This window comes from Pseudomonas sp. RIT-PI-S (assembly GCF_025642975.1).
Classification (GTDB): Bacteria; Pseudomonadota; Gammaproteobacteria; order Pseudomonadales; family Pseudomonadaceae; genus Aquipseudomonas.
Window position 1 is genome coordinate 36,391 of sequence record NZ_JANZKJ010000019.1, and the last position, 22,467, is coordinate 58,857.

23 protein-coding genes are annotated in these 22,467 nt (G+C 64.1%); 6 read left to right on the plus strand and 17 right to left on the minus strand.

The genetic code is table 11. From position 1 onward, the window contains the following. Positions 1-5: 5 nt before the first annotated feature. Positions 6-314, minus strand: coding sequence for a hypothetical protein (locus OGL93_RS20605; protein ID WP_263264811.1), 309 nt, complete (start codon positions 312-314; stop codon positions 6-8). 217 nt (positions 315-531) lie between these two features. Between OGL93_RS20605 and leuS the strand changes: the two genes are divergently transcribed. The 4 genes from leuS to OGL93_RS20625 all read left to right on the plus strand — a co-directional run bounded on the left by leuS (position 532) and on the right by OGL93_RS20625 (position 6,240). Next, complete coding sequence (gene leuS, locus OGL93_RS20610) at positions 532-3,138, plus strand: leucine--tRNA ligase (protein WP_263264812.1); 2,607 nt, start codon at positions 532-534, stop codon at positions 3,136-3,138. Between the two features lie 68 nt (positions 3,139-3,206). Then, entirely contained in the window at positions 3,207-3,812 is a 606-nt protein-coding gene (gene lptE, locus OGL93_RS20615) for an LPS assembly lipoprotein LptE (RefSeq protein WP_263264813.1), read from the plus strand. A gap of 31 nt (positions 3,813-3,843) precedes the next feature. Beyond that, the gene (gene holA, locus OGL93_RS20620) at positions 3,844-4,881 is read left to right on the plus strand and encodes a DNA polymerase III subunit delta (protein WP_263264815.1); all 1,038 of its coding nucleotides are present in this window, start codon (positions 3,844-3,846) and stop codon (positions 4,879-4,881) included. A 66-nt stretch (positions 4,882-4,947) separates the two neighbouring features. Then, complete coding sequence (locus OGL93_RS20625) at positions 4,948-6,240, plus strand: lytic murein transglycosylase (protein ID WP_263264817.1); 1,293 nt, start codon at positions 4,948-4,950, stop codon at positions 6,238-6,240. A 90-nt stretch (positions 6,241-6,330) separates the two neighbouring features. Here the strand turns inward: OGL93_RS20625 and OGL93_RS20630 are convergent, their stop codons facing one another. The 13 genes from OGL93_RS20630 to OGL93_RS20690 form a co-directional block, all read right to left on the minus strand. Next, positions 6,331-7,257 carry an LD-carboxypeptidase gene (locus tag OGL93_RS20630; RefSeq protein ID WP_263264819.1) on the minus strand — a complete coding sequence of 309 codons (927 nt, stop codon included), beginning with the start codon at positions 7,255-7,257 and terminating at the stop codon, positions 6,331-6,333. Further along, on the minus strand, positions 7,254-8,264 hold the full coding sequence (lipA, locus tag OGL93_RS20635; protein ID WP_263264821.1) for a lipoyl synthase: 1,011 nt from the start codon (positions 8,262-8,264) through the stop codon (positions 7,254-7,256). Before lipA ends, OGL93_RS20630 begins: the two co-directional genes overlap by 4 nt. Position 8,265: 1 nt before the next feature. Next, positions 8,266-8,916, minus strand: coding sequence for a lipoyl(octanoyl) transferase LipB (gene lipB / locus OGL93_RS20640; RefSeq protein ID WP_263264823.1), 651 nt, complete (start codon positions 8,914-8,916; stop codon positions 8,266-8,268). Next, entirely contained in the window at positions 8,916-9,191 is a 276-nt protein-coding gene (locus OGL93_RS20645) for a DUF493 domain-containing protein (protein ID WP_263264824.1), read from the minus strand. The genes lipB and OGL93_RS20645 overlap by 1 nt, the downstream gene beginning before the upstream one ends. A gap of 81 nt (positions 9,192-9,272) precedes the next feature. Continuing rightward, the gene (locus OGL93_RS20650) at positions 9,273-10,433 is read right to left on the minus strand and encodes a D-alanyl-D-alanine carboxypeptidase family protein (protein WP_263264825.1); all 1,161 of its coding nucleotides are present in this window, start codon (positions 10,431-10,433) and stop codon (positions 9,273-9,275) included. A 128-nt stretch (positions 10,434-10,561) separates the two neighbouring features. Continuing rightward, positions 10,562-11,569: a septal ring lytic transglycosylase RlpA family protein gene (locus OGL93_RS20655; RefSeq protein ID WP_263264826.1), complete on the minus strand. Its 1,008-nt coding sequence runs from the start codon at positions 11,567-11,569 to the stop codon at positions 10,562-10,564. Then, positions 11,570-12,580: a lytic murein transglycosylase B gene (gene mltB, locus OGL93_RS20660; protein ID WP_263264827.1), complete on the minus strand. Its 1,011-nt coding sequence runs from the start codon at positions 12,578-12,580 to the stop codon at positions 11,570-11,572. 17 nt (positions 12,581-12,597) lie between these two features. Beyond that, the gene (gene rodA / locus OGL93_RS20665) at positions 12,598-13,701 is read right to left on the minus strand and encodes a rod shape-determining protein RodA (RefSeq protein ID WP_263264874.1); all 1,104 of its coding nucleotides are present in this window, start codon (positions 13,699-13,701) and stop codon (positions 12,598-12,600) included. A 31-nt stretch (positions 13,702-13,732) separates the two neighbouring features. After that, the gene (gene mrdA, locus OGL93_RS20670) at positions 13,733-15,628 is read right to left on the minus strand and encodes a penicillin-binding protein 2 (protein WP_263264829.1); all 1,896 of its coding nucleotides are present in this window, start codon (positions 15,626-15,628) and stop codon (positions 13,733-13,735) included. Between the two features lie 20 nt (positions 15,629-15,648). After that, positions 15,649-16,116, minus strand: coding sequence for a 23S rRNA (pseudouridine(1915)-N(3))-methyltransferase RlmH (gene rlmH / locus OGL93_RS20675; protein WP_263264831.1), 468 nt, complete (start codon positions 16,114-16,116; stop codon positions 15,649-15,651). Positions 16,117-16,124: 8 nt separating this feature from the next. Beyond that, entirely contained in the window at positions 16,125-16,514 is a 390-nt protein-coding gene (gene rsfS / locus OGL93_RS20680) for a ribosome silencing factor (protein WP_263264832.1), read from the minus strand. Between the two features lie 54 nt (positions 16,515-16,568). Next, the gene (gene nadD, locus OGL93_RS20685) at positions 16,569-17,240 is read right to left on the minus strand and encodes a nicotinate-nucleotide adenylyltransferase (RefSeq protein ID WP_263264833.1); all 672 of its coding nucleotides are present in this window, start codon (positions 17,238-17,240) and stop codon (positions 16,569-16,571) included. Further along, a complete protein-coding gene (locus tag OGL93_RS20690) occupies positions 17,237-18,511 on the minus strand; it encodes a glutamate-5-semialdehyde dehydrogenase (protein WP_263264834.1) in 1,275 nt (424 codons plus the stop codon). The genes nadD and OGL93_RS20690 overlap by 4 nt, the downstream gene beginning before the upstream one ends. 162 nt (positions 18,512-18,673) lie before the next feature. Between OGL93_RS20690 and OGL93_RS20695 the strand changes: the two genes are divergently transcribed. After that, the gene (locus tag OGL93_RS20695; protein WP_263264835.1) at positions 18,674-19,351 is read left to right on the plus strand and encodes a DNA-3-methyladenine glycosylase; all 678 of its coding nucleotides are present in this window, start codon (positions 18,674-18,676) and stop codon (positions 19,349-19,351) included. Positions 19,352-19,353: 2 nt separating this feature from the next. Further along, positions 19,354-20,670 carry a bifunctional DedA family/phosphatase PAP2 family protein gene (locus tag OGL93_RS20700; protein WP_263264836.1) on the plus strand — a complete coding sequence of 439 codons (1,317 nt, stop codon included), beginning with the start codon at positions 19,354-19,356 and terminating at the stop codon, positions 20,668-20,670. 55 nt (positions 20,671-20,725) lie between these two features. On the opposite strand, the gene OGL93_RS20705 is transcribed toward OGL93_RS20700, so the two are convergent. From OGL93_RS20705 to OGL93_RS20715, 3 genes are read right to left on the minus strand one after another with little or no spacing between them, the layout of a single operon-like run. Further along, complete coding sequence (locus tag OGL93_RS20705) at positions 20,726-21,316, minus strand: LON peptidase substrate-binding domain-containing protein (protein WP_263264837.1); 591 nt, start codon at positions 21,314-21,316, stop codon at positions 20,726-20,728. A gap of 10 nt (positions 21,317-21,326) precedes the next feature. Then, complete coding sequence (locus OGL93_RS20710) at positions 21,327-22,043, minus strand: LrgB family protein (RefSeq protein ID WP_263264838.1); 717 nt, start codon at positions 22,041-22,043, stop codon at positions 21,327-21,329. Then, positions 22,040-22,411: a CidA/LrgA family protein gene (locus tag OGL93_RS20715; RefSeq protein WP_263264839.1), complete on the minus strand. Its 372-nt coding sequence runs from the start codon at positions 22,409-22,411 to the stop codon at positions 22,040-22,042. The genes OGL93_RS20710 and OGL93_RS20715 overlap by 4 nt, the downstream gene beginning before the upstream one ends. Between the last annotated feature and the right edge of the window lie 56 nt (positions 22,412-22,467).

The window sequence follows — 22,467 nt, forward strand, 5'->3', positions numbered from 1 at the left end:
CAGCATTACTCGAACGGCATCGCCTGGGCGCCGCCTCGGTTGCCCCGACGACGCCTGTCCTTGAGCCACAACACATTACTGCCACGCTCCGCGACCGCCCGGACCACAGGGGCCGGAACGTTGGCGGCGCTCGCATGCAAGTAGGCTTTGAGCCAATCGAATTCGGCACGGCTAAGACCTTTGAGCTCAAGCTCGGCCGGCACTTCATTGCGCAGGTGTACAGAGGTGCGCATTGCATCCAGGGCCAAGCCCAGGCGGTCGATCAAACGGTCGTAAAGCTCCGGTTTAATGGCTGTGAGATGTGTTTCCACCATCCGCTCACCTCTCTGCTGACGAAACTTCATTCCCCACCCAACAGCTTAGCGCCGCCCGCCACGCAGGCTCGGCGCTGCGACCAACGGAGAATCCGGGCAAATCAGCGTTTCACAGGCCCCGCGGGGGTCATGTATGCTACGGCGTTCATCAACGCACTGGATCGTGGGCCGCTGCGCCCTCCAGCCCGAGCCTGCACTTCCCCAGCCAAAAGTAGCCATGCACGAACACTACCAGCCTCGCGAAATTGAAGCCGCCGCCCAAGCCTTCTGGGACGCACGCAAGTCCTTCGAAGTCAGTGAAGAGCCCGGCAAGCCGACCTACTACTGCCTGTCGATGTTCCCCTACCCCAGCGGCAAGCTGCACATGGGGCACGTGCGCAACTACACCATCGGCGATGTGATCGCTCGCTACCAGCGCATGCTGGGCAAAAACGTACTGCAGCCTATGGGCTGGGACGCGTTCGGCATGCCGGCGGAAAACGCCGCGATGAAGAACAACGTCGCCCCGGCCAAATGGACCTACGAAAACATTGCCTACATGAAGACCCAGCTCAAGAGCCTGGGCCTGGCCATCGACTGGTCGCGGGAAGTCACCACCTGCAAGCCTGACTACTACCGCTGGGAGCAGTGGCTGTTCACCCGCCTGTTCGAAAAAGGCGTGATCTACCGCAAGAACGGCACTGTGAACTGGGACCCGGTCGACCAGACCGTCCTGGCCAACGAGCAGGTGATCGACGGCCGCGGCTGGCGTTCCGGCGCAGTGATCGAGAAGCGGGAAATCCCGATGTACTACTTCAAGATCACCGCCTACGCCGAGGAGCTGCTCAAAGGCCTCGACGACCTGCCGGGCTGGCCCGAGCAGGTCAAGACCATGCAGCGCAACTGGATCGGCAAGTCCAAAGGGATGGAGGTTCGCTTCCCTTACGACCAGGCGTCGATTGGCGAAGAAGGCGTGCTGAAGGTCTTCACCACGCGCCCCGACACCCTAATGGGCGCCACCTACGTAGCCGTCGCCGCCGAACATCCCCTGGCGACCCTGGCCGCCCGCGACGATGCAGACCTGCAAGCGTTCATCGCTGAATGCAAGGCAGGCAGCGTCGCCGAGGCGGACATGGCCACCCAGGAGAAGAAGGGTCGCGCCACGGCGCTGTTCGTGGAACATCCACTGACCGGCGAGAAGCTGCCGGTGTGGGTCGCCAACTACGTATTGATGCATTACGGTGACGGCGCGGTCATGGCAGTGCCTGCCCACGACGAGCGCGACTTCGAGTTCGCCAGCAAGTACGACCTGCCGATCAAGCCGGTGGTCCGCACCAGCGCTGGCGACCTTACCCCTGCCCCTTGGCAGGCGGCGTATGGCGAGCACGGCCAATTGATCAACTCGGGCGAATTCGATGGCCTTGATTTCGAAGGCGCGTTCGATGCCATCGAAGTGGCACTGCTGAAGAAGAACCTGGGCCAATCCCGGGTGCAGTACCGTCTGCGCGACTGGGGCATCAGCCGCCAGCGCTATTGGGGTTGCCCGATCCCGATCATCCACTGCGATGCCTGCGGCGACGTTCCAGTCCCCGAGGACCAACTGCCGGTGGTGCTCCCCGAGGACGTGGTTCCAGACGGCGCCGGCTCGCCCTTGGCGCGCATGCCCGAGTTCTACGAATGCAGCTGCCCGCGCTGTGGCCAGCCAGCCCGGCGCGAGACCGACACCATGGACACCTTCGTGGAGTCGTCCTGGTACTACGCCCGCTATGCCTCCCCGCACTATCAGGAAGGCATGGTCGCACCTGCCGCGGCCAACCATTGGTTGCCGGTGGATCAATACATCGGCGGCATCGAACACGCGATCCTCCACCTGCTCTACGCGCGCTTCTTCCACAAGCTGATGCGCGACGAGGGCCTGGTGACCTCCGACGAGCCGTTCCAAAACCTGCTGACCCAGGGCATGGTGATCGCCGAAACCTACTACCGCACCGAAGCCAATGGCGGCAAGACCTGGTTCAACCCGGCCGACGTCGACCTGGAGCGCGATGCCAAGGCCAAGGTCATCAGCGCCAAGCTGCGCAGCGATGGCCTGCCGGTGGAAATCGGTGGCACCGAGAAGATGTCCAAGTCCAAGAACAACGGCGTAGACCCACAGTCGATGATCGACCAGTTCGGCGCCGATACCTGCCGCCTGTTCATGATGTTCGCCTCGCCGCCCGACATGAGCGCCGAATGGTCGGACGCTGGCGTTGAAGGTGCCAACCGTTTCCTGCGGCGCGTCTGGCGCCTGGCCCAGGCCCATGTCGCTCAGGGCCTGCCCGGCCCGTTGCAGGCCGCCGGCCTTGACGACGGGCAGAAGGTGGTGCGTCGCGCCATCCACCTGGCCATCCGCCAAGCCAGCCAGGATGTGGGCCTGCATCACAAGTTCAACACCGCCATCGCCCAGGTGATGACGCTGATGAACGTGTTGGAAAAGGCCCCCCAGGCCAACGAGCAGGATCGCGCGCTGCTGCAAGAAGGCCTCGAGGCCGTGACCTTGCTGCTGGCGCCGATCACTCCGCACCTGTCCCACGAGCTGTGGCAGTGCCTCGGCCATGCCGAAGCGGTGATCGATGCCGCGTGGCCGAGCCATGACGAAGCCGCGTTGGTGCAAGACACCCTCACCCTGGTGATCCAGGTGAACGGCAAGTTGCGTGGGCAGATCGACATGCCCGCCGACGCCAGCCGCGAGGAGGTCGAAGCGGCCGCGCGCACCAACGAAAACGTGCTGCGCTTCACCGAAGGCCAGACCATCCGCAAGGTCATCGTGGTCCCCGGCAAGCTGGTCAATATCGTCGCCAACTGATCCCGGCCCCGGGCGCCATCGGGCGCCGCGGGGTGCTTCGGCTAAAAAGGTTTGAAGGAGCAACAAGCATGATCAAACGTAACCTGCTGGTACTGGGGCTCGCCACGTTGCTGAGCGCCTGCGGTTTCCACCTGCGTGGTACCGGCACCAATGAAATGGGTATCAAGGAACTGGACATCAAGGCCCGCGACGCCTACGGCCAGACCGTTAACGACCTGCGCAGCGCCCTTGAGCGCAGCGGTGTGAAGGTGGTTGCCGGCGCCCCCTACACGCTTAACCTGACCAAGGAAGACGAAAACCAACGCAGCGCGACCTATACCGGTTCAGCTCGCTCCTCGGAGATCGAACTCAGCTTGCGCCTGGACTACACCATTACCGGCGATCAGCAGCGGGTGCTGATAGGCGATCACATGGATGTGCAGAAGATCTACGTGCACGACAGCAACAACCTGGCCGGTTCCGACCAGGAGTCCGCCCGGGTTCGCTCCGAAATGCATCGCGAGCTGATCCAGCGGATGATGCTGAGCCTGAGCCGGATCACCCCCGCGCAACTGGAGCAACTGCAAGCACAGGCCGACGCCAAGGCCCGCGCCGATGCCGCGGCAGAAGCCGAAGCGCAGCGCATTCGCGACGAAACCCCTCAGCAATCGCCAGTGGAAGTTCCGGCCCAGTGATTGCCGCTGGTAACTGCCGCCGGGCCCTGCGATGAAACTGGCGCCTGCCCAACTGGGCAAGCACTTGCAGGGCACCCTGGCCTCGATCTATATCGTCAGCGGCGATGAGCCGCTGTTGTGCCAGGAAGCGGCGGACGCCATTCGCGCCGCGGCCCGCAAGCAAGGCTTCGACGAGCGTCAGGTGTTCAACGCCGACGCCAACTTCGATTGGGGCGGCCTGCTCCAAGCCAGCGCCAGCCTTTCGCTGTTCGCTGAAAAGCGCCTGCTGGAATTGCGCCTGCCTGGCGCCAAGCCCGGAGACAAAGGCGCCGCCGCTCTGCTCGAGTATTGCGCGCGCCCGGCCGAAGACACGGTGCTGCTGATCAGCCTGCCCAAACTGGACGCCAGCACGCAGAAAAGCAAATGGGCATCGGCCCTGATCAACGCCCAGCATGCACAGTTCGTTCAGGTATGGCCGGTGGATGCCAGCCAATTGCCGCAGTGGATCAGCCAACGCCTGGCCCAGGCGGGCCTCGCGGCGCAGCCCGAAGCACTTGAGCTGATCGCCGCCCGGGTGGAGGGCAACCTGTTGGCTGCCGCTCAGGAGGTCGAAAAACTCAAGCTGCTCGCCGAAGGCAATCAGGTCACCCTGGAGACGGTGCAGGCTGCCGTGGCCGACAGCGCGCGCTTCGACGTTTTTGGGCTGGTGGATGCCGTGCTCGCTGGCGATGCCACCCATGCCCTGCGAGTGCTCGAAGGGCTGCGTGGCGAAGGTGTCGAAGCGCCGGTCATCCTCTGGGCGCTTGCGCGCGAGCTGCGCACGCTCGCAGGCGTAGCGCAGCAGTTCAGCCAGGGCGTGCCGCTGGACAAAGCCTTCAGCCAGATGAAACCGCCAGTGTGGGACAAGCGCCGGCCTTTGGTGAGCAAGGCCATGCAGCGCTATACAGCCGCCCGCTGGAACCACTTGTTACAAGACGCCCAAACCCTCGATGCGCAGATCAAGGGGCAGGCGCCCGGCTCCGTCTGGGTAGGCCTTTCCAGGCTGGTACTGTTGATGGCTGGCCAGCGTTTCTCGCTTCCAGCGCAATAGCCCCTTGGCGGCCGTCGGCCCCGCCGTGTTATGGTTTTCCAATATTTTCAATGCTTGGGCAATTGCATGCTTGTTAGCCGTATCTGCCGCCGCCGCTCCAGTCGGCTCGTCGCCGCCTCCAGCCTGTTTCTTCTCGCCGCCTGCTCGCAAGCCCCTACCGCCGCCGATGCCCTCCCGGGCAGCCCGGCAGCGGCCGCTACCGAGGTCATCCCCCAGGCCGATCAGCCTCAAAGCTTCGAGCAATGGCAGGCAGCCTTCCGCGCCCAGGCACTACAGGCCGGCATCCGGGGCGAGGTGATCGACAGCGCGTTCAATGGCGTCAGCCCAGACCCTTCGGTGATCCAGGCCGACCGCAGCCAGCCCGAGTTCACCCGGCCGGTGTGGGAATACCTCGACAGCGCGATTTCCCCCGTACGGGTGCGCAAGGGCCAGGCGCTGCTCGGCCAATACGCCGACGCCCTGCAACGCATCGAGCAGCGCTACGGCGTAGACCGCCAGGCGCTGGTAGCCGTTTGGGGCATGGAGAGTAGCTTCGGCCAGTTCCAGGGCGACAAGTCCGTGATCCGCTCCCTGGCGACCCTCGGTTACGAAGGGCGACGCCCGGCCTTTGCGCAAGAGCAATTGATCGCCGCACTGCAGATCCTGCAAAACGGCGACATCGACCCGGAACACATGCTCGGTTCCTGGGCGGGCGCCATGGGTCAGACGCAGTTCATCCCCACGACTTACAACGCCCATGCGGTGGACTTCGACGGCGATGGCCGCCGCGACATCTGGAACAGCGCGGTCGATGCACTGGCATCCACCGCGCAATACCTTCAAGCATCCGGCTGGCAGCATGGCCAGCCATGGGGTCTGGAGGTGCAGCTGCCGCAGGGGTTCGATTACGCGCAGGCGGACGGCAGCCTGCGCAAGCCGGTGAGTGAGTGGCTAGCCCAAGGCGTGAAGCTACCGCCAGGCACTGTCCTGCAGCCCGGCCTAGCCCAGCTGCAGGCCAATCTGCTGCTCCCTGCCGGTTATCGGGGCCCGGCCTTCCTGGTGCTGGACAACTTCCGGGCGATCCTCAAGTACAACAATTCTTCGTCCTACGCCCTGGGCGTCAGCCTGCTGTCGCAGCGCTTTGCTTCTGGCGGCTACGTGCTGGGCAGCTGGCCCAAGGATGACCTGCCCTTGAGCCGAACCGAGCGCATTGAACTGCAAACGCTGCTCAGCGCGGCTCAGTACGATGCTGGCACCGCAGATGGGATTATCGGGGCCAATACCCGCAAGGCAATCCGCAGTGCCCAGCAAGCCCGTGGTTGGCCGGCGGATGGCTACCCGACGCACAAGTTGCTCGACAGCCTACGCCAGGGCCAATGAGAGGCAGGAGCGGTAGAAGCTTTCGAACAGGATGCCACCTGTGAGTATGCCCTCGCAGGCTTCGTCAGCAGCTCCTACCGCAGCAATGCGTTAACGGGTGATAGCTTGCGCCAGCAACAGCCGCTGGTTGTCGGCGTCAAGGATTACCTGCGCACCGAGCGGCAACGTCAGGTTCGGGTCGCAATGGCCGCTGCGCCAGCCGGCGAGCACCGGGATGCCCGCCTCGGCGAATGTAGCACCGACCAGCTCGTAAAGCGGGCCCGGCTCCACCTTGGCGACATCCCCCAACAGCACCCCGCGTACCCCGCGTAGCTTTCCGGCCAACCGCAATTGGTTGAGGGTCCTGTCTATGCGGAACAGCGGCTCGTTGACGTCTTCGATAAACAGCACGGCGTCGTCGGTGTCGATCGGCCAGGGCGTGCCTAGCGAGGCCCCGATCATGGTCAGGTTGCCCCCTACCAGCCGGCCTCGGGCCACACCCGCCCTCAGCGTTGCAAGCGGCCAGGCCAGAGGATGGCTGATCGCATCGCCTTCTTTGAGGTCCCCCCGCAACATCTGCAGGAACAGCGCCTCGGTCGGCGCCAGGCGCGGCGTTAGCAGGTCTGGACGCATCATGGGGCCATGAAAGCTGATGCAGCCTGTTTCCTGCCACAGCGCCTGATGCAGCGCGGTAAGGTCGCTGTAGCCTACGAATGGCTTGGGATTGGCGGCGATAAGGGAATAGTCGATCTGGTCGAGCAAACGGGGGCTACCGTAGCCGCCGCGCACGCACAACACCGCGGCGATAGCGGGGTCGGCGAAGGCTGCGTGCAGGTCCGCCAGGCGTACCGCATCGCTGCCCGCCAGGTAACCGGTCGCCTGGCTGACCCCCGGGAAGATTTTCAGGTGATAGCCATGGCCATGCGCCCAGGCATGGGCGGCTTGGGTATCGAACTCAGCGGGGCCGGCGGGCGCGATCAGCCCCAGGCAATCGCCGGGCCGCAGCGCCGGCACCGGCTTGCCGAATGCCCCGGTCAAAGCTTGATCTTCGCCTCGTGGGCTTGCTGATCGGCATGGTAGGACGAGCGCACCAGTGGGCCGGACGCCACGTTCTTGAAGCCCAGCCGGTAGCCTTCCTCGGCGAACCAGGCGAAGGTGTCCGGGTGAACAAAGCGCTGCACCGGCAAGTGGCTACGAGACGGCTGCAAGTATTGGCCCAGGGTGAGCATGTCGATCTCGTGCTCACGCATCTTGTGCATCACTTCGATGACTTCTTCGTCCGTTTCGCCCAAGCCCAGCATCAGGCCGGATTTGGTCGGCACATGGGGCACGCGCTGCTTGAATTTCTGCAGCAGGTCCAGGGACCAGTCGTAATCCGAGCCAGGACGGGCAGCACGATAGAGGCGCGGGACGGTTTCCAGGTTGTGGTTGAACACGTCCGGCGGCTCTTGCGCGGTGATGTCCAGGGCGATGTCCATGCGGCCACGGTAATCGGGCACCAAGGTCTCGAGCTGAACGCCCGGCGACAGCTTGCGGATCTCCCGCAGGCAGTCGGCGAAGTGCTGGGCACCGCCGTCGCGCAAGTCGTCGCGGTCCACCGAGGTGATGACCACGTACTTCAGGCGCAGGTCGGCGATGGCGACGGCCAGGTTATGGGGTTCGTCTACATCCAGCGGCTTCGGCCGACCATGGCCAACATCGCAGAACGGGCAGCGCCGGGTGCAGATGTCCCCCATGATCATGAAGGTCGCGGTGCCGCCAGAGAAGCACTCGCCTAGGTTGGGGCAGGAAGCCTCTTCGCACACGCTATGCAGCTTGTGCTTGCGCAATAATTGCTTGATACGGTCGACTTCCGGCGATACCGGAATGCGCACGCGAATCCAGTCTGGTTTTTTCGGAAGCTCGTCGGTGGGGATGATCTTCACCGGGATGCGGGCTACCTTGTCGGCGCCACGCAATTTCACGCCCGCTTCTACCTTTTTCGGCGCGGGCGGCTTCAAAAGCGCCGCCTCGGGGCTGGCGACAGTGTCTTGCGCAGTAGTCATATCAGTCGATTCCGCCCGTGAGGGTCGTCTGCTCAGCATAATCGAGGTGTTCGACGAGCTGCGCACGCAGCCGGGCACAAACCTCGGAAAATTCGGCCCCGGGGGCATGGTCGACCAGTTGCGTCATGGCAAGGCCGGCGTAGCCGCACGGGTTGATTCTCTGGAACGGGCGCAGGTCCATGTCCACGTTCAGGGCCAAGCCATGGAACGAACGGCCATGGCGTATGCGCAGGCCCAGCGAGGCGATTTTCGCCCCCTTCACGTAAACACCTGGCGCGTCGGGCCGGGCCGCGGCGGCTACGTTGTAGCTCGCCAGCACGGCGATCAGGGCGTTCTCGATGCGGCTGACCAGCTCACGCACGCCGAAGCCTCGCTCGCGCAGGTCCAGCAGCAGGTAGGCCACCAGTTGCCCTGGCCCGTGGTAGGTCACCTGGCCGCCACGGTCGACCTGCACCACCGGAATGTCCCCCGGCAGCAACAGGTGTTCAGGCTTACCGGCCTGCCCCTGGGTGAATACCGGAGGGTGCTGAACCAGCCACACCTCGTCGCCCACGTTGCGCTCGCGGGCTTCGTCGGTCACCCGGCGCATCGCCTGCCATACCGGTTCGTAAGGTTTCAGGCCGAGCTCGCGAAAGCCCAGGCAGCCTGGCATCAAAGCACCATGTGAACGTGACCGGTGGCACGCAGCGCACTGTTGATGTCGTACAGCTGCTCCTGACCGGTGGCGATGATGTGCAGCTGTATGGTGGTGTACTTGCCATTGCTGCTTTGCCGTTCCGCCAGGGTGTTCATATCGAGCTTGGCGTATTTGGCGAGAATTTCGATGACGAGATCCTTGAACCCAACACCGGTGTCGCCAATGACCTTGATCGGGTAATCGGGGCAAGGAAACTCAATGATATGAGACTTTACATCTGTGTCTGTCATGGCAGTGACGGCCTCATCAAGCCGTGGAAAAAAGCTACCCCTCCCGCAGCCAGGGGCTGGGGAGGGGTAACCGACGGAGCGTCAGTTGAACAAGCCGTAGAAGAATAGGCGAATGCTATCCCACAACCGACGGAAGATGCCACCCTCCTCGACCGCCTCGAGGGCGATAAGGTCTTTGGTCTCCACCACTTTGTCACCGTTCTTCACTTCCACCTTGCCCACGACCTGGCCTTTTTCGATCGGCGCAGTGAGTTGTGGGTTCATGCTCATGCTCGCCTGCAGGTTCTTCAGCTGGCCGCGTGGCAGGGTCATGGTCAGGTCTTCGGCCAGGCCGGCCTTGACTTCATTGGTGGTGCCTTTCCAAACCGGCGCCTTGTTCAGCTCGGTGCCTGCCTTGTAGAAGGTCTGGGTTTCGAAGAAGCGGAAGCCGTAGGTCAGCAGCTTCTGGGTTTCGGCCGCGCGGGCTGCTTCGCTGGCGGTACCGAAGACTACGGCGATCAGGCGGGTGCCGTCGCGCACGGCCGAGGCCACCATACAGTAGCCGGCTTCCTGGGTGTGACCGGTTTTCAGACCGTCGACGGTCTTGTCACGCCACAGCAACAGGTTGCGGTTGGGCTGCTTGATGTTGTTCCAGAAGAACTCTTTCTGCGAGTAGATCGCATAGTGGGCTGGGTCTTCGTGGATGATCGCCCGCGCCAGGATTGCCATGTCGTGGGCCGAAGCGTAATGGGCTGGGTCCGGCAAGCCGGTCGGGTTCATGAAGTGGCTGTTTTCCATGCCCAGCTTCTTCGCCGTGGCGTTCATCATGTCGGCGAAGGCGTCTTCGCTGCCGGCGATATGCTCGGCCAGGGCGACGGTCGCGTCGTTCCCGGACTGAATGATGATCCCGTGCAGCAGGTCACTGACGGTCACCTGCGAACCGACCTTGATGAACATCCGCGAGCCGCCGGTGCGCCAGGCGTTCTCGCTGACGGTGACCAGGTCATTCTCGCCGATCTGGCCGCGCCGGATTTCCAAGGTGGCGATGTAGGCAGACATCAGCTTGGTCAGGCTGGCCGGCGGCAGGCGCTCGTCGCCATCGCTGTTGATCAGCACGTTGCCGCTGGAGGCTTCCATCAGCACGTAAGCACGCGCGGCCAGCTGGGGTGCGGCCGGAACCATTTGGTCGGCGGCCCAGGCGGCAGGCGAAAGAAGCAAGGGAACAAGCAGGCACAGGCGTTTGGCAAAGTTGGTGATGTTCATCCGTCTCTCGAGATTACTGATGGCACAGGCCCTGTGGGCAAATCTTTTTTCAAAGCCGTGTCAGGGCTTACGTGGGTTGCCGTCCGTGGCGCCCGCTGGCATGGAGCACCAGGGGATGCAAGTACAGGTCAGTCCGCGGTGACCACGCTCGGGGAGCCTAGGTTGGCCAGGCGAATGCTGTTCTGCACCTGCTGGGCTTCACCCTGGGTTCCGATCGGCCCCAGCCGCACGCGATAAAGCGTTTGCTGGTTGCGGACCGTAGGGCTGGTAAAGGCCGGGGCCTTGACCATGGTACTCAGCTTCGACCGTAGCAGTTCGGCAGCGTCCGGGTTGGCGAAGGCTCCCACCTGGAGATAGAGGCCAGTTGCCTGCGCAGAAGCGTTTTTTTTTGGGTCGATGCTGACCGGTGCCGTCGCCACGGCATGCTGCTGCGGCGGCGGGGTGTACTGTTCGATGGTCCCGGTATCAGGGGTCAGCGCCGGGCGCGCCTGGGCGACGTCAACCGGCGGCTGCTGCAGCACCATTGGCGCCGGCTGGCCACGCTGGGCCCACCACTGTTGCGGGTCGATCCCTTCGACCTTGACTCGGGCCGTGCCGGTTTCGGCATAGCCGAGCTTCTTCGCCGCGGCATAAGAGAGGTCGATGATGCGGTCGGAGTAGAAGGGGCCACGGTCGTTCACCCGCAGGATGACGCTGCGGTTGTTGTCCAGGTTGGTGACGCGCACGTAGCTGGGCAGCGGCAGTGTCTTGTGCGCCGCACTCATGCCATACAGGTCGTAGACTTCGCCGTTGGCAGTGTTCTGGCCATGGAATTTGGTCCCATACCAGGAAGCGGTGCCAACGGCCGAGTAGCTACTGGCCTGCTGAAGAGGGAAGTAGGTCTTGCCCAGCACCGTGTAGGGGTTGGCCTTGTAAGGGCCGGTATGCAGGGTGGGGACGGCGTCGGGGATGCGCGACACGTCCACGTCCCACCAGGGCGCGCCATCCTTGTGGGCGCGGTTGATGTCCAGGCCTGGTTGCGCGCGCACCGTATAAGTGGGCTCGGGCGCGCGGCTGCTGGAGCAGCTGGCGACCAGCAAGGCCATCGCCCCATAGAACGTCAGCTTCAGTGGTGTGCGAAACGGCAAAGCCCACATTTACTTGTTGCCCCGTGCTTGAACCAGCATTTGCGCCAGTTGGTGAACCGCCATGGCGTACATCGCGCTGCGGTTGTACCGCGTGATCACGTAGAAGTTCTTCAGGCCCATCCAGTACTCCGGCCCGGCCTCGCCATCGAGCTTGAAGGCCACGACCGGCAGGTCGTCGCGCAGCGCATCATGACTCGACCAGCCCAGGGCTCGCAACTCCCCGACGGTTTTGGAAGGATCCAGCCCAGGGCTGAGCCCCTCGTCGGCACGGTCGCCGCGTATGTCGGCGCGGCTGACTACCGCTTCGCCATTGACCCAGCCGTGGCGGGAGAAATAGCTGGCAACGCTGCCGATGGCATCGACCGGGTCGCTCCAGATATTGATATGCCCATCTCCGTCGAAATCCACCGCATAGGCGCGGAAGCTGCTCGGCATGAACTGCGGCAGCCCCATCGCGCCGGCGTAGGAGCCCTTGAGTGAAAGCGGGTCGACCTGCTCGTCCCGCGCCAGCAATAGGTACTCGCGCAGCTCCTTGCGGAAGAAATCGGCACGGGGAGGATAGTCGAAGCCCAGGGTGGACAGCGCGTCTATCACCCGGTAGTTGCCGGTGTTGCGGCCGAAGAAGGTTTCCACGCCGATGATCGCGACTATCACCTGCGCTGGCACACCGTATTCCTGCTCGGCGCGGGCCAGGGCGGCCTCATGCTGGCGCCAGAAGTCCACGCCGCGGGCGATGCGCGCATCGGTGATGAAGATCGGGCGATATTCCTTCCAGGGCTTGACCCGCTCGGCGGGCCGCGAGATGGCATCGAGTATCGGCTGCTTGCGCTCGACCTCGCGGAACATGTCCATCAGCTGCTCGCCAGCGAAGCCATAGTCGCGGGTCATTTCGCCAACGAACTCAGCGACCTGAGGTGAACCTTCATAGTCCCCGGCCACCGAGGAGGCGGGGTTACCAAGGATGCCCGCCAGGCCGACCCAAGGAGCGTATCGAGCGACCCAGCCACGCATTACTTGCATTGAAATCATCACCTTAATCAAACCTGAGCGATCCACTTGCGATGGGTATGGATCGACATCAAAACCCCAAACGCTGACAGTAGCGTCACAAGCGAAGTTCCGCCGTAACTAATGAAGGGTAAGGGCACCCCAACTACGGGTAGAAGGCCACTTACCATGCCGATGTTCACGAACACATAAACGAAGAACGTCATCGTCAGGCTGCCTGCGAGCAGCTTGCCGTACAGGGTCTGGGCCTGCGCGGTAATGACCAGCCCGCGGCCGATCAACAGCAGGTAGATCAGCAGCAACGCACAGATCCCCACCAGGCCGAATTCTTCGCCAAGGACCGCGATAATAAAGTCAGTGTGGCTCTCGGGCAAAAAATCCAGGTGCGATTGGGTGCCCAGCAGCCAGCCCTTGCCGAACACCCCGCCAGAACCGATTGCCGCCTTGGACTGGATGATGTTCCAGCCGGTGCCGAGCGGGTCGCTTTCGGGGTCGAGGAAGGTGAGGATTCGTTGCTTCTGGTAGTCGTGCATGATGAAGAACCACATGGCCACGGCCACCGGTACGGCAGCGGCGATCACGCTGAGGATCCAGCGCCAGCGCAGCCCGGCCATGAACAGCACGAAGGCACCCGACGCCAGGATCAGCAACGAGGTACCCAGGTCTGGCTGGCGCACGATGAGCACGAACGGAACCCCGATCAACCCCAGGCTGATGACCACATGCTTGAGGTGCGGCGGCAGCGTGCGCTTGGACAGGTACCAGGCAATGGTCGCCGGCATGATGATCTTCATGAACTCCGACGGTTGGAAGCGGATCACCCCGGGGATGTTGATCCAGCGGGTAGCGCCCATGGCGTTGTGGCCCATGACGTCCACTACCACCAGCAGCACCACGCCGATCACGTAGGCCAACGGCACCCAGCGCGCCATGAAGCGTGGCTCCAGCTGGGCGATCACGAACATCGACACCAGGCCGATGCCAAACGAGGTGGCTTGCTTGATCAGCAGGTCCCAGCTCTTGCCGCTGGCCGAATACAGCACGAACAGGCTGCCGGTCGCCAGGGTGAGCAGCAGGATCAATAGCGGGCCATCGATGTGGATGCGTTGCAAAAGGGTGGCGCGACGCCGCATCACGTCTTCGCTGGACAGGATGCGGTCGAAATTATTCTTCACGGGCCGTAATCTCCGGGGCCGTTGCGCTGGCGTATTCAGGTTTGAGCTGCCCGTCCGGGCCCAGCAACCAGGCGTCCATGACCTGGCGCACCACCGGGGCGGCCACGCCAGAGCCGGACTCGCCGTTTTCGACCATGACCGCTACCACGATCTTCGGGCTTTCGGCCGGGGCGAAGCCTACGAACAGCGCATGGTCACGATGGCGCTCCTGCAGCTTGTTGCGGTCATACCGCTCGCCCTGGCGAATAGCAACCACCTGGGCGGTACCGCTCTTGCCGGCAATCCGGTACACCGAGCCCAGCGCCGCCTTGCGCGCGGTGCCCCGGGCGCCCTGCATCACCTGCTCCATGCCGTGCGTCACCCGGGCCCAGTCGGCATGGTCACGCAACACGATATCCGGCATCGGGTTCGGGTCCTGAGGCGGCTGGTCCTCGATCGTGCGGGCCAGGTGCGGGCGATTCCAGCGCCCTTTGTTGGCGATCAGCGCGGTGGCCTGGGCCAGTTGCAGAGGGGTGGCCTGCATATAGCCCTGGCCGATCCCGAGGATCAGGGTTTCGCCGGGGTACCAGACCTGCCGGCGAGTGATTCGCTTCCATTCCCGCGACGGCATCAGCCCGGGGGATTCTTCGAACATGTCCAGGGATACCTTTTGGCCGATGCCGAACCGCGACAGGTAGTCGCCCAGGCGGTCGATACCCAGCTTGTGGGCCAGGTCATAGAAGTAGGTGTCGTTGGACCGCATGATCGCGGTGTCCAGGTCGACGAAGCCGTCACCGGTGCGGTTCCAGTTACGGTACTTGTGGTCGTAATTGGGCAGTGTGTAGTAGCCGGGATCGAATACACGGGTGGTCGGGGTCACCACGCCGCTGTCCAGGCCCGCGATGGCCACGGCCGGCTTGATCGTGGAGCCGGGCGGGTACAGGCCCCGCAGCACCCGGTTGAACAGCGGGCGGTCGATCGAGTCACGCAGCTCGGAGTAGGTTTTGAACGGAATGCCGGTCACGAACAGGTTGGGGTCGAAGCTCGGCTGGCTGACCATGGCGAGCACTTCGCCGTTGCTCGGGTCCAGCGCCACCACCGCGCCACGCCGCCCGCCCAGCGCCGCCTCAGCGGCTTGCTGCAACTGGATATCCAGCGTCAGCACGATGTCCTTGCCAGGCACCGGGTCAGTGCGTTTGAGCACCCGCAGCACCCTGCCCCGGGCGTTGGTTTCGACTTCCTCGTAGCCCACCTGGCCATGCAACTCGGCCTCGTAGAATCGCTCTATGCCGGTTTTGCCGATCTGGTGGGTGCCGCTGTAATTGACCGGATCGAGGGTTTTCAGCTCTTTTTCGTTGATGCGGCCCATATAGCCGACCGAATGGGCGAAGTGCGCTCCCTGGGGATAATGGCGGGTAAGCTGGGCAACCACCTCTACCCCCGGCAGGCGGAACTGATTCACGGCGATCCGCGCGATCTGCTCCTCGGTCAGTTCCTGCATCACCGGCACCGGTTCGAAAGGGCGGCGGCCCTGGCGCATGCGCTTTTCGAACAGCGCTCGGTCTTCCGGGGTCAGCTCCAGCACTTCAACGATTCGGTCGAGGATGCCTTCCCAGTCGCCGGCACGCTCGCGGGTGACGCTCAGGTTGAAGCTGGGACGGTTGTTGGCAATGATGACCCCGTTGCGGTCGTAGATCAGCCCGCGGCTAGGCGGAATGGGCTGCACGTGGACCCGGTTGTTCTCCGAGAGGGTCGAGTGATACTCGTACTGCACCACCTGCAGGAAATACAGGCGTGCCACCAGCACGCAAATCAGCACCATTACCGCTATAGCGCCCACCACCACGCGCCCACGCACGAGGCGGGCGTCTTTTTCGTGGTCCTTGAGGCGGATCGGCTGCGACATCGACGAGGGCTTTGTAAGGCTTATTTATGGTAAGGATGACCGGACAACACCGTCCACGCCCGATAGACCTGCTCGCCGATCAGAATCCGCACCAGCGGATGCGGCAGCGTCAGCGCCGACAACGACCAGCGCTGGTCGGCACGCGCGCACACTTCCGGCGCCAGGCCTTCCGGCCCCCCGACCATGAAATTCACGGTACGCGCGTCGAGCCGCCAGCGGTCCAGCTCAACGGCCAGCTGCTCGGTGCTCCAGGGCTTGCCGTGCACCTCCAGGGTGACCACGCGCTCGCCTGGCTGCACCTTGGCCAACATCGCCTCGCCTTCCTGGCGTATCAACCGCGCCACGTCGGCGTTCTTGCCCCGGGTGTTGAGGGGAATCTCGACCAGCTCCAGCGGCAGCTCCGCCGGTAACCGGCGGGCGTATTCCTGCCAGCCATCCTCGACCCACTTCGGCATGCGCGAGCCGACCGCGATCAGACGCAAACGCACGGCGGCGCTTACTCCTGGTCGGAGAGGTGCTGATCCGGGGCGTGCAGCGCGCGGCTTTGCTCGGCCCCTTGCCATAGGCGCTCGAGGTCGTAGAACTGGCGCGCGGCGGCGGTCATCACGTGCACTACCACGTCGCCGAGGTCCAGCAGCACCCAGTCGCTGTCGCCCTTGCCTTCTTCGCTCAGTGGCTGCACGCCCTGCGCCTTCACGCTCTCACGGACCTTCTCGACCATGGCGTTGAGCTGGCGGTTGGAAGTACCGGTGGCGATCAGCATGTAGTCGGTGATGCTGGTCTTGTCGCGAACATCGATCTTGAGGATGTCCTGGCCTTTGATGTCTTCCAGGGCCGCGGTGGCCAGCTGGACCAGGTCTTCGCTCTTCATTACAGGGTTCTTCATATAAAACTCATCAACTCGTGTGTTCGGGGCGCGGGGTATTCCGTCGCTGCCCGGTCAATTCGGCTCACGGTACAGCCCGTGAGCCTCGATATAGGCCAATACTGCGTCCGGCACCAGATAACGAACCGACTTGCCACTGGCCAGCAGCTGGCGGATCTGGGTAGCGGACACCGCGAGGGGTGTCTGCCAGACGAAAGCAATCTGCCCCGCCGGCCCGTGCAGGGCCGCGGGAGCGCTGACCGCACGGGCGGCCAGCAGGTTACGCAAGGCATCGGGCGGCTCGCTGTCGGCATCCGGCCGCTGCAGCACGATGATATGGCAGTGCCAGAGCAGTTCGCTCCAGCGATGCCAGCCCGGCAGGCCGCAAAACGCATCCCACCCCAGCAGCAAGAACAGCTGGTCATCCGTGGCCAGCTCGGCGCGCACCGCCTCCAGGGTTTCGATGGTCCATGACGGCCGCTCGCGGAGCAGCTCGCGCCCATCCACCTGAAACGGCGACACCCCCTGTACGGCCAGCTGGACCATCGCCAACCGCTGTTCGGGGCTTACCCGCGGCTGGCCACGGTGTGGCGGGCGGGCGTTGGGCACTACGCGCAGCTCATCCAGCGCAAGGATGTCAGCCACTTCCAATGCACCGCGCAGATGCCCGATATGCACGGGATCGAACGTCCCTCCCAGTAGGCCTACGCGCCTGGGCGCGCTCCTCGATAGCCCGGAAACACTCAATGGGCGCTCGACTCGCCACGCAGTTGGCCATCACCGACGACCACATATTTCTCGCAGGTCAGCCCGTCCAGGCCAACCGGGCCACGGGCGTGTAGCTTGTCCGTGGAAATACCGATCTCCGCGCCCAGGCCATACTCGAAGCCATCGGCGAAGCAGGTGGGCGCATTGAGCATGACGGAGGCGGAATCCACTTCGGCCAGGAACCGCCGGGCTTCGCCTTGGTGCTCACTGACGATCGCATCGGTGTGGTGCGAACCATAGTGATTGATGTGCTCGATGGCTTGATCCAGGCCGCTGACCACGCGGATCGCCAGCACCGGGGCCAGGTACTCGGTACGCCAGTCCTCATCGGTGGCCGGCAACGCCTCGATCAGCTCGCGGGTGCGCTCGCAACCGCGCAGCTCCACGCCCTTCTCACGCAACTGCACAGCCATGGCCGGCAGGAAGGCCGCAGCCACGGCGGCGTCTACGAGCAGGGTTTCCATCGCCCCGCAAATGCCGTAGCGATAGGTCTTGGCATTGAAGGCAATGCGCTGCGCCTTGGGCAGGTCGGCATGGGCCGACACATACACATGGCAGATGCCATCGAGGTGCTTGATCACCGGAACCCGCGCGTCGCGGCTGATCCGCTCGATCAACCCACGGCCGCCACGGGGCACGATGATGTCGACGTATTCGGGCATGCTGATCAGGGCGCCAACGGCCGCGCGATCGGTGGTTTCCACAACCTGTACCACCGCCGCGGGCAGGCCGGCGGCTTCGAGGCCGCGGCCGATGCAGGCAGCGATGGCGCGGTTGGAATGAATCGCCTCGGAGCCGCCACGCAGAATGGTCGCGTTGCCGGACTTCAGGCAAAGGCTGGCGGCATCGATGGTCACATTGGGGCGGGACTCATAGATGATCCCGACCACCCCGAGCGGCACGCGCATTTTGCCGACCTGGATGCCCGACGGGCGGTAGCTCATGTCGCGGATGGCGCCGATAGGGTCCGGCAAGGCAGCGACCTGGCGCAGGCCGGCGATCATGCCGTCGATACGCGCCGGGGTCAGCGCCAGGCGATCCAGCAGCGCAGGCTCCAGGCCATTGGCGCGGGCGTTCTGCAGGTCCAGCTGGTTGGCGGCGGCCAGTTCCGCGCGCGCGCTGTCGAGCGCCTCGGCGGTGGCCAGCAGGGCGTGGTTCTTGACCCCCGTGCTGGCACGCGCGATGACCCGCGCGGCATCGCGCGCGGCGTGCCCGAGGCGGTGCATGTAGTCGAGAACAGGCTCAGTCATGATTCCACGGCTTGGAAAAGAGGAAAGCCGCTGATTATAGCTGCGACGGGTAATGACTAACAGCGGTGCCGGGCAGATGGTTACAAACAAGCGCCGTTGACGCGATGAAACCTTTCCAGTGGCCTTGCTATCATCTGCCTTACTTCCCCAACGGTCGGTGACATGCCCGCTATAACTCCCCTGCCCGATGCCTTTTTCGATCGCGATGCTCTGCTGGTTGCCCGAGAACTCCTCGGCAAGGTCATCCGCCACCGCCAAGGGCCCTACTGGCTGGCGGCGCGGATCATCGAGACCGAGGCCTACTTCCTGGCCGAAAAAGGCAGCCACTCCTCCCTCGGCTACACCGAAAAGCGCAAAGCGATGTTTCTCGACGGTGGCCACATCTACATGTATTACGCCCGCGGCGGGGACTCACTGAACCTCAGCGCCCATGGCCCCGGCAACGCGGTGCTGATCAAATCCGGCTTTCCATGGGTCGATGCCGTCAGCGACCGGAACGCTTTGGCGCAAATGACCCTCAACAACCCCGATGCCAACGGCCAGCCACGCCCGCCCGAGCGCCTGTGTGCGGGGCAAACCCTGTTGTGCCGGGCACTGGGGCTGAAAGTGCCGGTATGGAACGGGCGCCGTTTCGACCCCGAGGGCCTCTATGTGGAGGACGTGGGCGCCGAGGTGAAACAGATCATTCAGACGACCCGCCTGGGCATCCCCCAGGGGCGCGACGAGCACCTGCCCTACCGCTTCGTCGACGCCGAACATGCCCGCTTCTGCACCCGCAACCCGCTGCGGCGGGGCCAGGTCGAAGGGCGCGATTATCAGCTGCTGACTCAAGGAAACTAACCATGCCGGCATGGCTGGGAGAAATGAACCAATGGCTGAGCGCCAACCCGCAATGGCTGGGCGCGACCATCTTCATGGTGGCCTGCATCGAGTGCCTGGCCGTCGCGGGGCTGATCGTTCCGGGCACCGTGGCACTGTTCGCGGTGTCCGCGCTGGCCGGCGGCGGTGCCCTTAGCCTGGGCGATACGCTGCTGCTCGGCTATGCCGGCGGTTTGCTGGGGGACGGCCTGTCCTATGCGATTGGCCGCGGCCTACACCAGAACATCCGTCGCTTGCCAGGCCTGCGCAGCCATCCGCAGTGGCTGGGCAGCGCGGAAAGCTTTATCCAACGCTACGGCATAGCCAGCCTGCTGGTGGGTCGTTTCATCGGCCCGCTGCGGCCGATGCTGCCCATGGTCGCCGGCATGCTGGAAATGCCCTTGGTGCGGTTCATTCTGGTCAGCCTGGTGGCCGCCGCCGGTTGGTCGGTCGCTTACCTGATGCCGGGCTGGATGACCGGCGCGGCAGTGCGCCTGCCGTTGCCGTCGGGCTTTTGGCCACAGGCGGCGGCCGTTGCCATTGGCCTGGCCGCGCTGATCGGCCTTGCCATCAATAGCAGCCTGCGGCGCCAGCCGAGCGCGACCCTGCTCACCGGCGCGGCGAGCTTCGTGCTGATGCTGGCAGTGTTTTTAGGCTGGCCTTACCTCGCTCACTTCGATGAGGGCCTAGTGACGCTGGTGCAAGAGCACCGCAGCGCGGCGCTGGACCCTATCGTGGTTACCGTCACGCGCCTGGGGGACTTTCGCACTCAGCTGTTGGTCGGCGTGCTCCTCACTGCCCTGCTACTGATCGCGCGCCACTGGCGCCATGCCCTGTTCGCCGGCGGCGTGCTGCTCTGCACGGCCCTAGGCAACGTTACCCTGAAATGGCTGTTCGCACGTAGCCGCCCGGAAGTGCTCAGCACGCCCCTCACCAGCTACAGCATGCCTAGCGGTCACAGCTCCGCCTCGTTCGCGTTCTTCCTGGTGTTGGCGATCCTGGCCAGCCGCGGGCAACCGCCACGCATGCGCCTGGCGTGGATGGGCCTGGCCTGTATCCCGGCACTCACGATTGCCTCGTCGCGTGTGTACTTGGGCGCGCATTGGCCTACCGATGTGCTGGCCGGCGCGTTGCTGGCGATCTTCGTGTGTGCCGCGGGGCTGGCACTCACCTTGCGTTTCCATCGGCTCGAGCCCCTGGGGCTGCGGACCTGGACCTTGGTGTTGGTGCCCTGCCTGCTGCTGTTTAGCTGGTTCACTTGGCATGACCTGGCCGATGCAGTCACCCGGTATGCCTATTGAGGGCCCTGTTCGCAGGCTTCGCCCGCGCCTGCAATCAGGCCTGCGAGCCTCGGCCCTAGGCCTGCAACTCGCCCTGCATCCGCTCGAGCAGCGTTTGAATAGCCTCCAGGCGCAAGGCGGGGTCGTCCAGGCCTAGCAAGTGAAGCTTGTCCTGATCGTCGAAGGGCAGCAGGTAGGCCAGGCGATTGGCCAGCGCCTGACGGCCCGCGGGTGTACCGCCCATGCCGAGGGTCGCCACCAGTGGATGATCGGCAAGCGCCGAGAGCAGCGCCAGCAGGTCCTCGTCATCGGCTTGCAGCGCCGTTTCAGGCTGCTCCTGCAACCACTGCACCTGGGCCACGATCAGTTGGTCGCGCTGCACCTCGAAACTGTCCACGGCAAAGCGCCGCGCACCTTCGATACGAATGCCAAGCAAGCCATTGTCTTGCTGCTGGAAGTCCAGCACGCGCGCCTCGCAGCCGATAGGAGCGTGGGCGGTGGCGGCATCTCCGACCTCGCGCCCCTCGATGATGCATACGATGCCGAAGCCTTCACCCTGCTTCATGCACCGGCCGATCATGTCCAGATAGCGCGCCTCGAAAATCTGCAAGTCGAGGATACAACCCGGGAACAGCACGGTATTGAGCGGAAATAACGGCAGTTTCATCAGGGTTTCCTCATACGAACAAGCTGACTGCCAGCGGCAGGAACACCGCCGTGGCCACGCCCATCAGGCTCATGCCCAGCGCGGCGAAACCACCGCAGGTTTCCCCTTCCTGGAGGGCGACCGAAGTGCCCACCGCATGCGACGTCAGCCCCAGGGCCATGCCTCGGGCTTCCGGCGCCTCCACCCTGAGCAGCCGCAGAATACCTGGGCCGAAGATACCGCCGAACACCCCGGTGGTCAGCACGAACACCGCGGCCAGTGCCGGCACCCCGCCTAATTGGTCGGCCACCAGCATGGCGATGGGCGAGGTAGCGGACTTCGGCGCCATGGTCATGAGTGTTTCGCGATCCACACCGAAGCACCAGCCCAGCCACACCCCGGACGCGGTCGCGAACACCCCACCGACCACCAGCGTAGCCAGTGTGGGCCAAAGCAATTGACGGATACGCCGCAGGTTGAGGTAGAGCGGCACGGCCAGCGCCACGGTCGCAGGCCCGAGCAGGGTGGCAAGGATTTCCGTACCCTGGCGGTACTGGCCGTAGCTCAAGCCGCAGGCCAGCAATGCACCGACCACCAACAGCATGGAAACCAGTACTGGCTGCAGGAACACCAGGCGGGTACGTTCGTAGAGCGCCATGGCCACCTGGTAGGCCGCGAGGGTGATGCCGATGCCAAACAACGGATGGTGCGTCACCGCCGCTGCCGCGGCCTGCAAATCCAGGGTCATTGCCCAACCTCCGGGGCTACCCGTTTGGCTTTGAGGCCGATCAACCGATTCATCAGCCAGGCCACCAGGCCCAGCGAACCCACCACGGACAGGCCGAGGGCGCCGATGATCGCCCAAAAGTGCTCGGCGATGAGCGTGGCGTACACCATGATCCCGACGGCGGGCGGTACCAGCAACAAGGGCAGGTAGCGCAACAGGCTGGACGCGGCCAACTCGACCGGTGCCGGCACTTCACCCTTGTAGATCAGCCACCCTAGCAGGCACAGCAGGCCGATGATCGGGCCTGGCAAGATGGGCGCGAATAATTCGTGCACGCCTGTGCCGAGCAGCTGGAACACGATCAGCCAGGTCAACCCCCTGAGCAACATAGCCTTCCTCCATAACCCGGCGTCGGTAGTCGGCGCGCATTATAGCCACGCCACGC

Coding starts and splice junctions, on each gene's coding strand:
- OGL93_RS20710 (WP_263264838.1), bottom strand. CDS start 22,043: ATGACCCTGGATTTGCAGGCCGCGGCAGCGGCGGTGACGCACCATCCG.
- rodA (WP_263264874.1), bottom strand. CDS start 13,701: ATGCGGCGTCGCGCCACCCTTTTGCAACGCATCCACATCGATGGCCCG.
- mrdA (WP_263264829.1), bottom strand. CDS start 15,628: ATGTCGCAGCCGATCCGCCTCAAGGACCACGAAAAAGACGCCCGCCTC.
- OGL93_RS20655 (WP_263264826.1), bottom strand. CDS start 11,569: ATGTGGGCTTTGCCGTTTCGCACACCACTGAAGCTGACGTTCTATGGG.
- OGL93_RS20705 (WP_263264837.1), bottom strand. CDS start 21,316: ATGAAACTGCCGTTATTTCCGCTCAATACCGTGCTGTTCCCGGGTTGT.
- rsfS (WP_263264832.1), bottom strand. CDS start 16,514: ATGAAGAACCCTGTAATGAAGAGCGAAGACCTGGTCCAGCTGGCCACC.
- holA (WP_263264815.1), top strand. CDS start 3,844: ATGAAACTGGCGCCTGCCCAACTGGGCAAGCACTTGCAGGGCACCCTG.
- lipA (WP_263264821.1), bottom strand. CDS start 8,264: ATGACTACTGCGCAAGACACTGTCGCCAGCCCCGAGGCGGCGCTTTTG.
- OGL93_RS20695 (WP_263264835.1), top strand. CDS start 18,674: ATGCCCGCTATAACTCCCCTGCCCGATGCCTTTTTCGATCGCGATGCT.
- lipB (WP_263264823.1), bottom strand. CDS start 8,916: ATGCCAGGCTGCCTGGGCTTTCGCGAGCTCGGCCTGAAACCTTACGAA.
- OGL93_RS20625 (WP_263264817.1), top strand. CDS start 4,948: ATGCTTGTTAGCCGTATCTGCCGCCGCCGCTCCAGTCGGCTCGTCGCC.
- OGL93_RS20645 (WP_263264824.1), bottom strand. CDS start 9,191: ATGACAGACACAGATGTAAAGTCTCATATCATTGAGTTTCCTTGCCCC.
- OGL93_RS20715 (WP_263264839.1), bottom strand. CDS start 22,411: ATGTTGCTCAGGGGGTTGACCTGGCTGATCGTGTTCCAGCTGCTCGGC.
- lptE (WP_263264813.1), top strand. CDS start 3,207: ATGATCAAACGTAACCTGCTGGTACTGGGGCTCGCCACGTTGCTGAGC.
- OGL93_RS20605 (WP_263264811.1), bottom strand. CDS start 314: ATGGTGGAAACACATCTCACAGCCATTAAACCGGAGCTTTACGACCGT.
- OGL93_RS20690 (WP_263264834.1), bottom strand. CDS start 18,511: ATGACTGAGCCTGTTCTCGACTACATGCACCGCCTCGGGCACGCCGCG.
- OGL93_RS20650 (WP_263264825.1), bottom strand. CDS start 10,433: ATGAACATCACCAACTTTGCCAAACGCCTGTGCCTGCTTGTTCCCTTG.
- leuS (WP_263264812.1), top strand. CDS start 532: ATGCACGAACACTACCAGCCTCGCGAAATTGAAGCCGCCGCCCAAGCC.
- mltB (WP_263264827.1), bottom strand. CDS start 12,580: ATGCAAGTAATGCGTGGCTGGGTCGCTCGATACGCTCCTTGGGTCGGC.
- OGL93_RS20700 (WP_263264836.1), top strand. CDS start 19,354: ATGCCGGCATGGCTGGGAGAAATGAACCAATGGCTGAGCGCCAACCCG.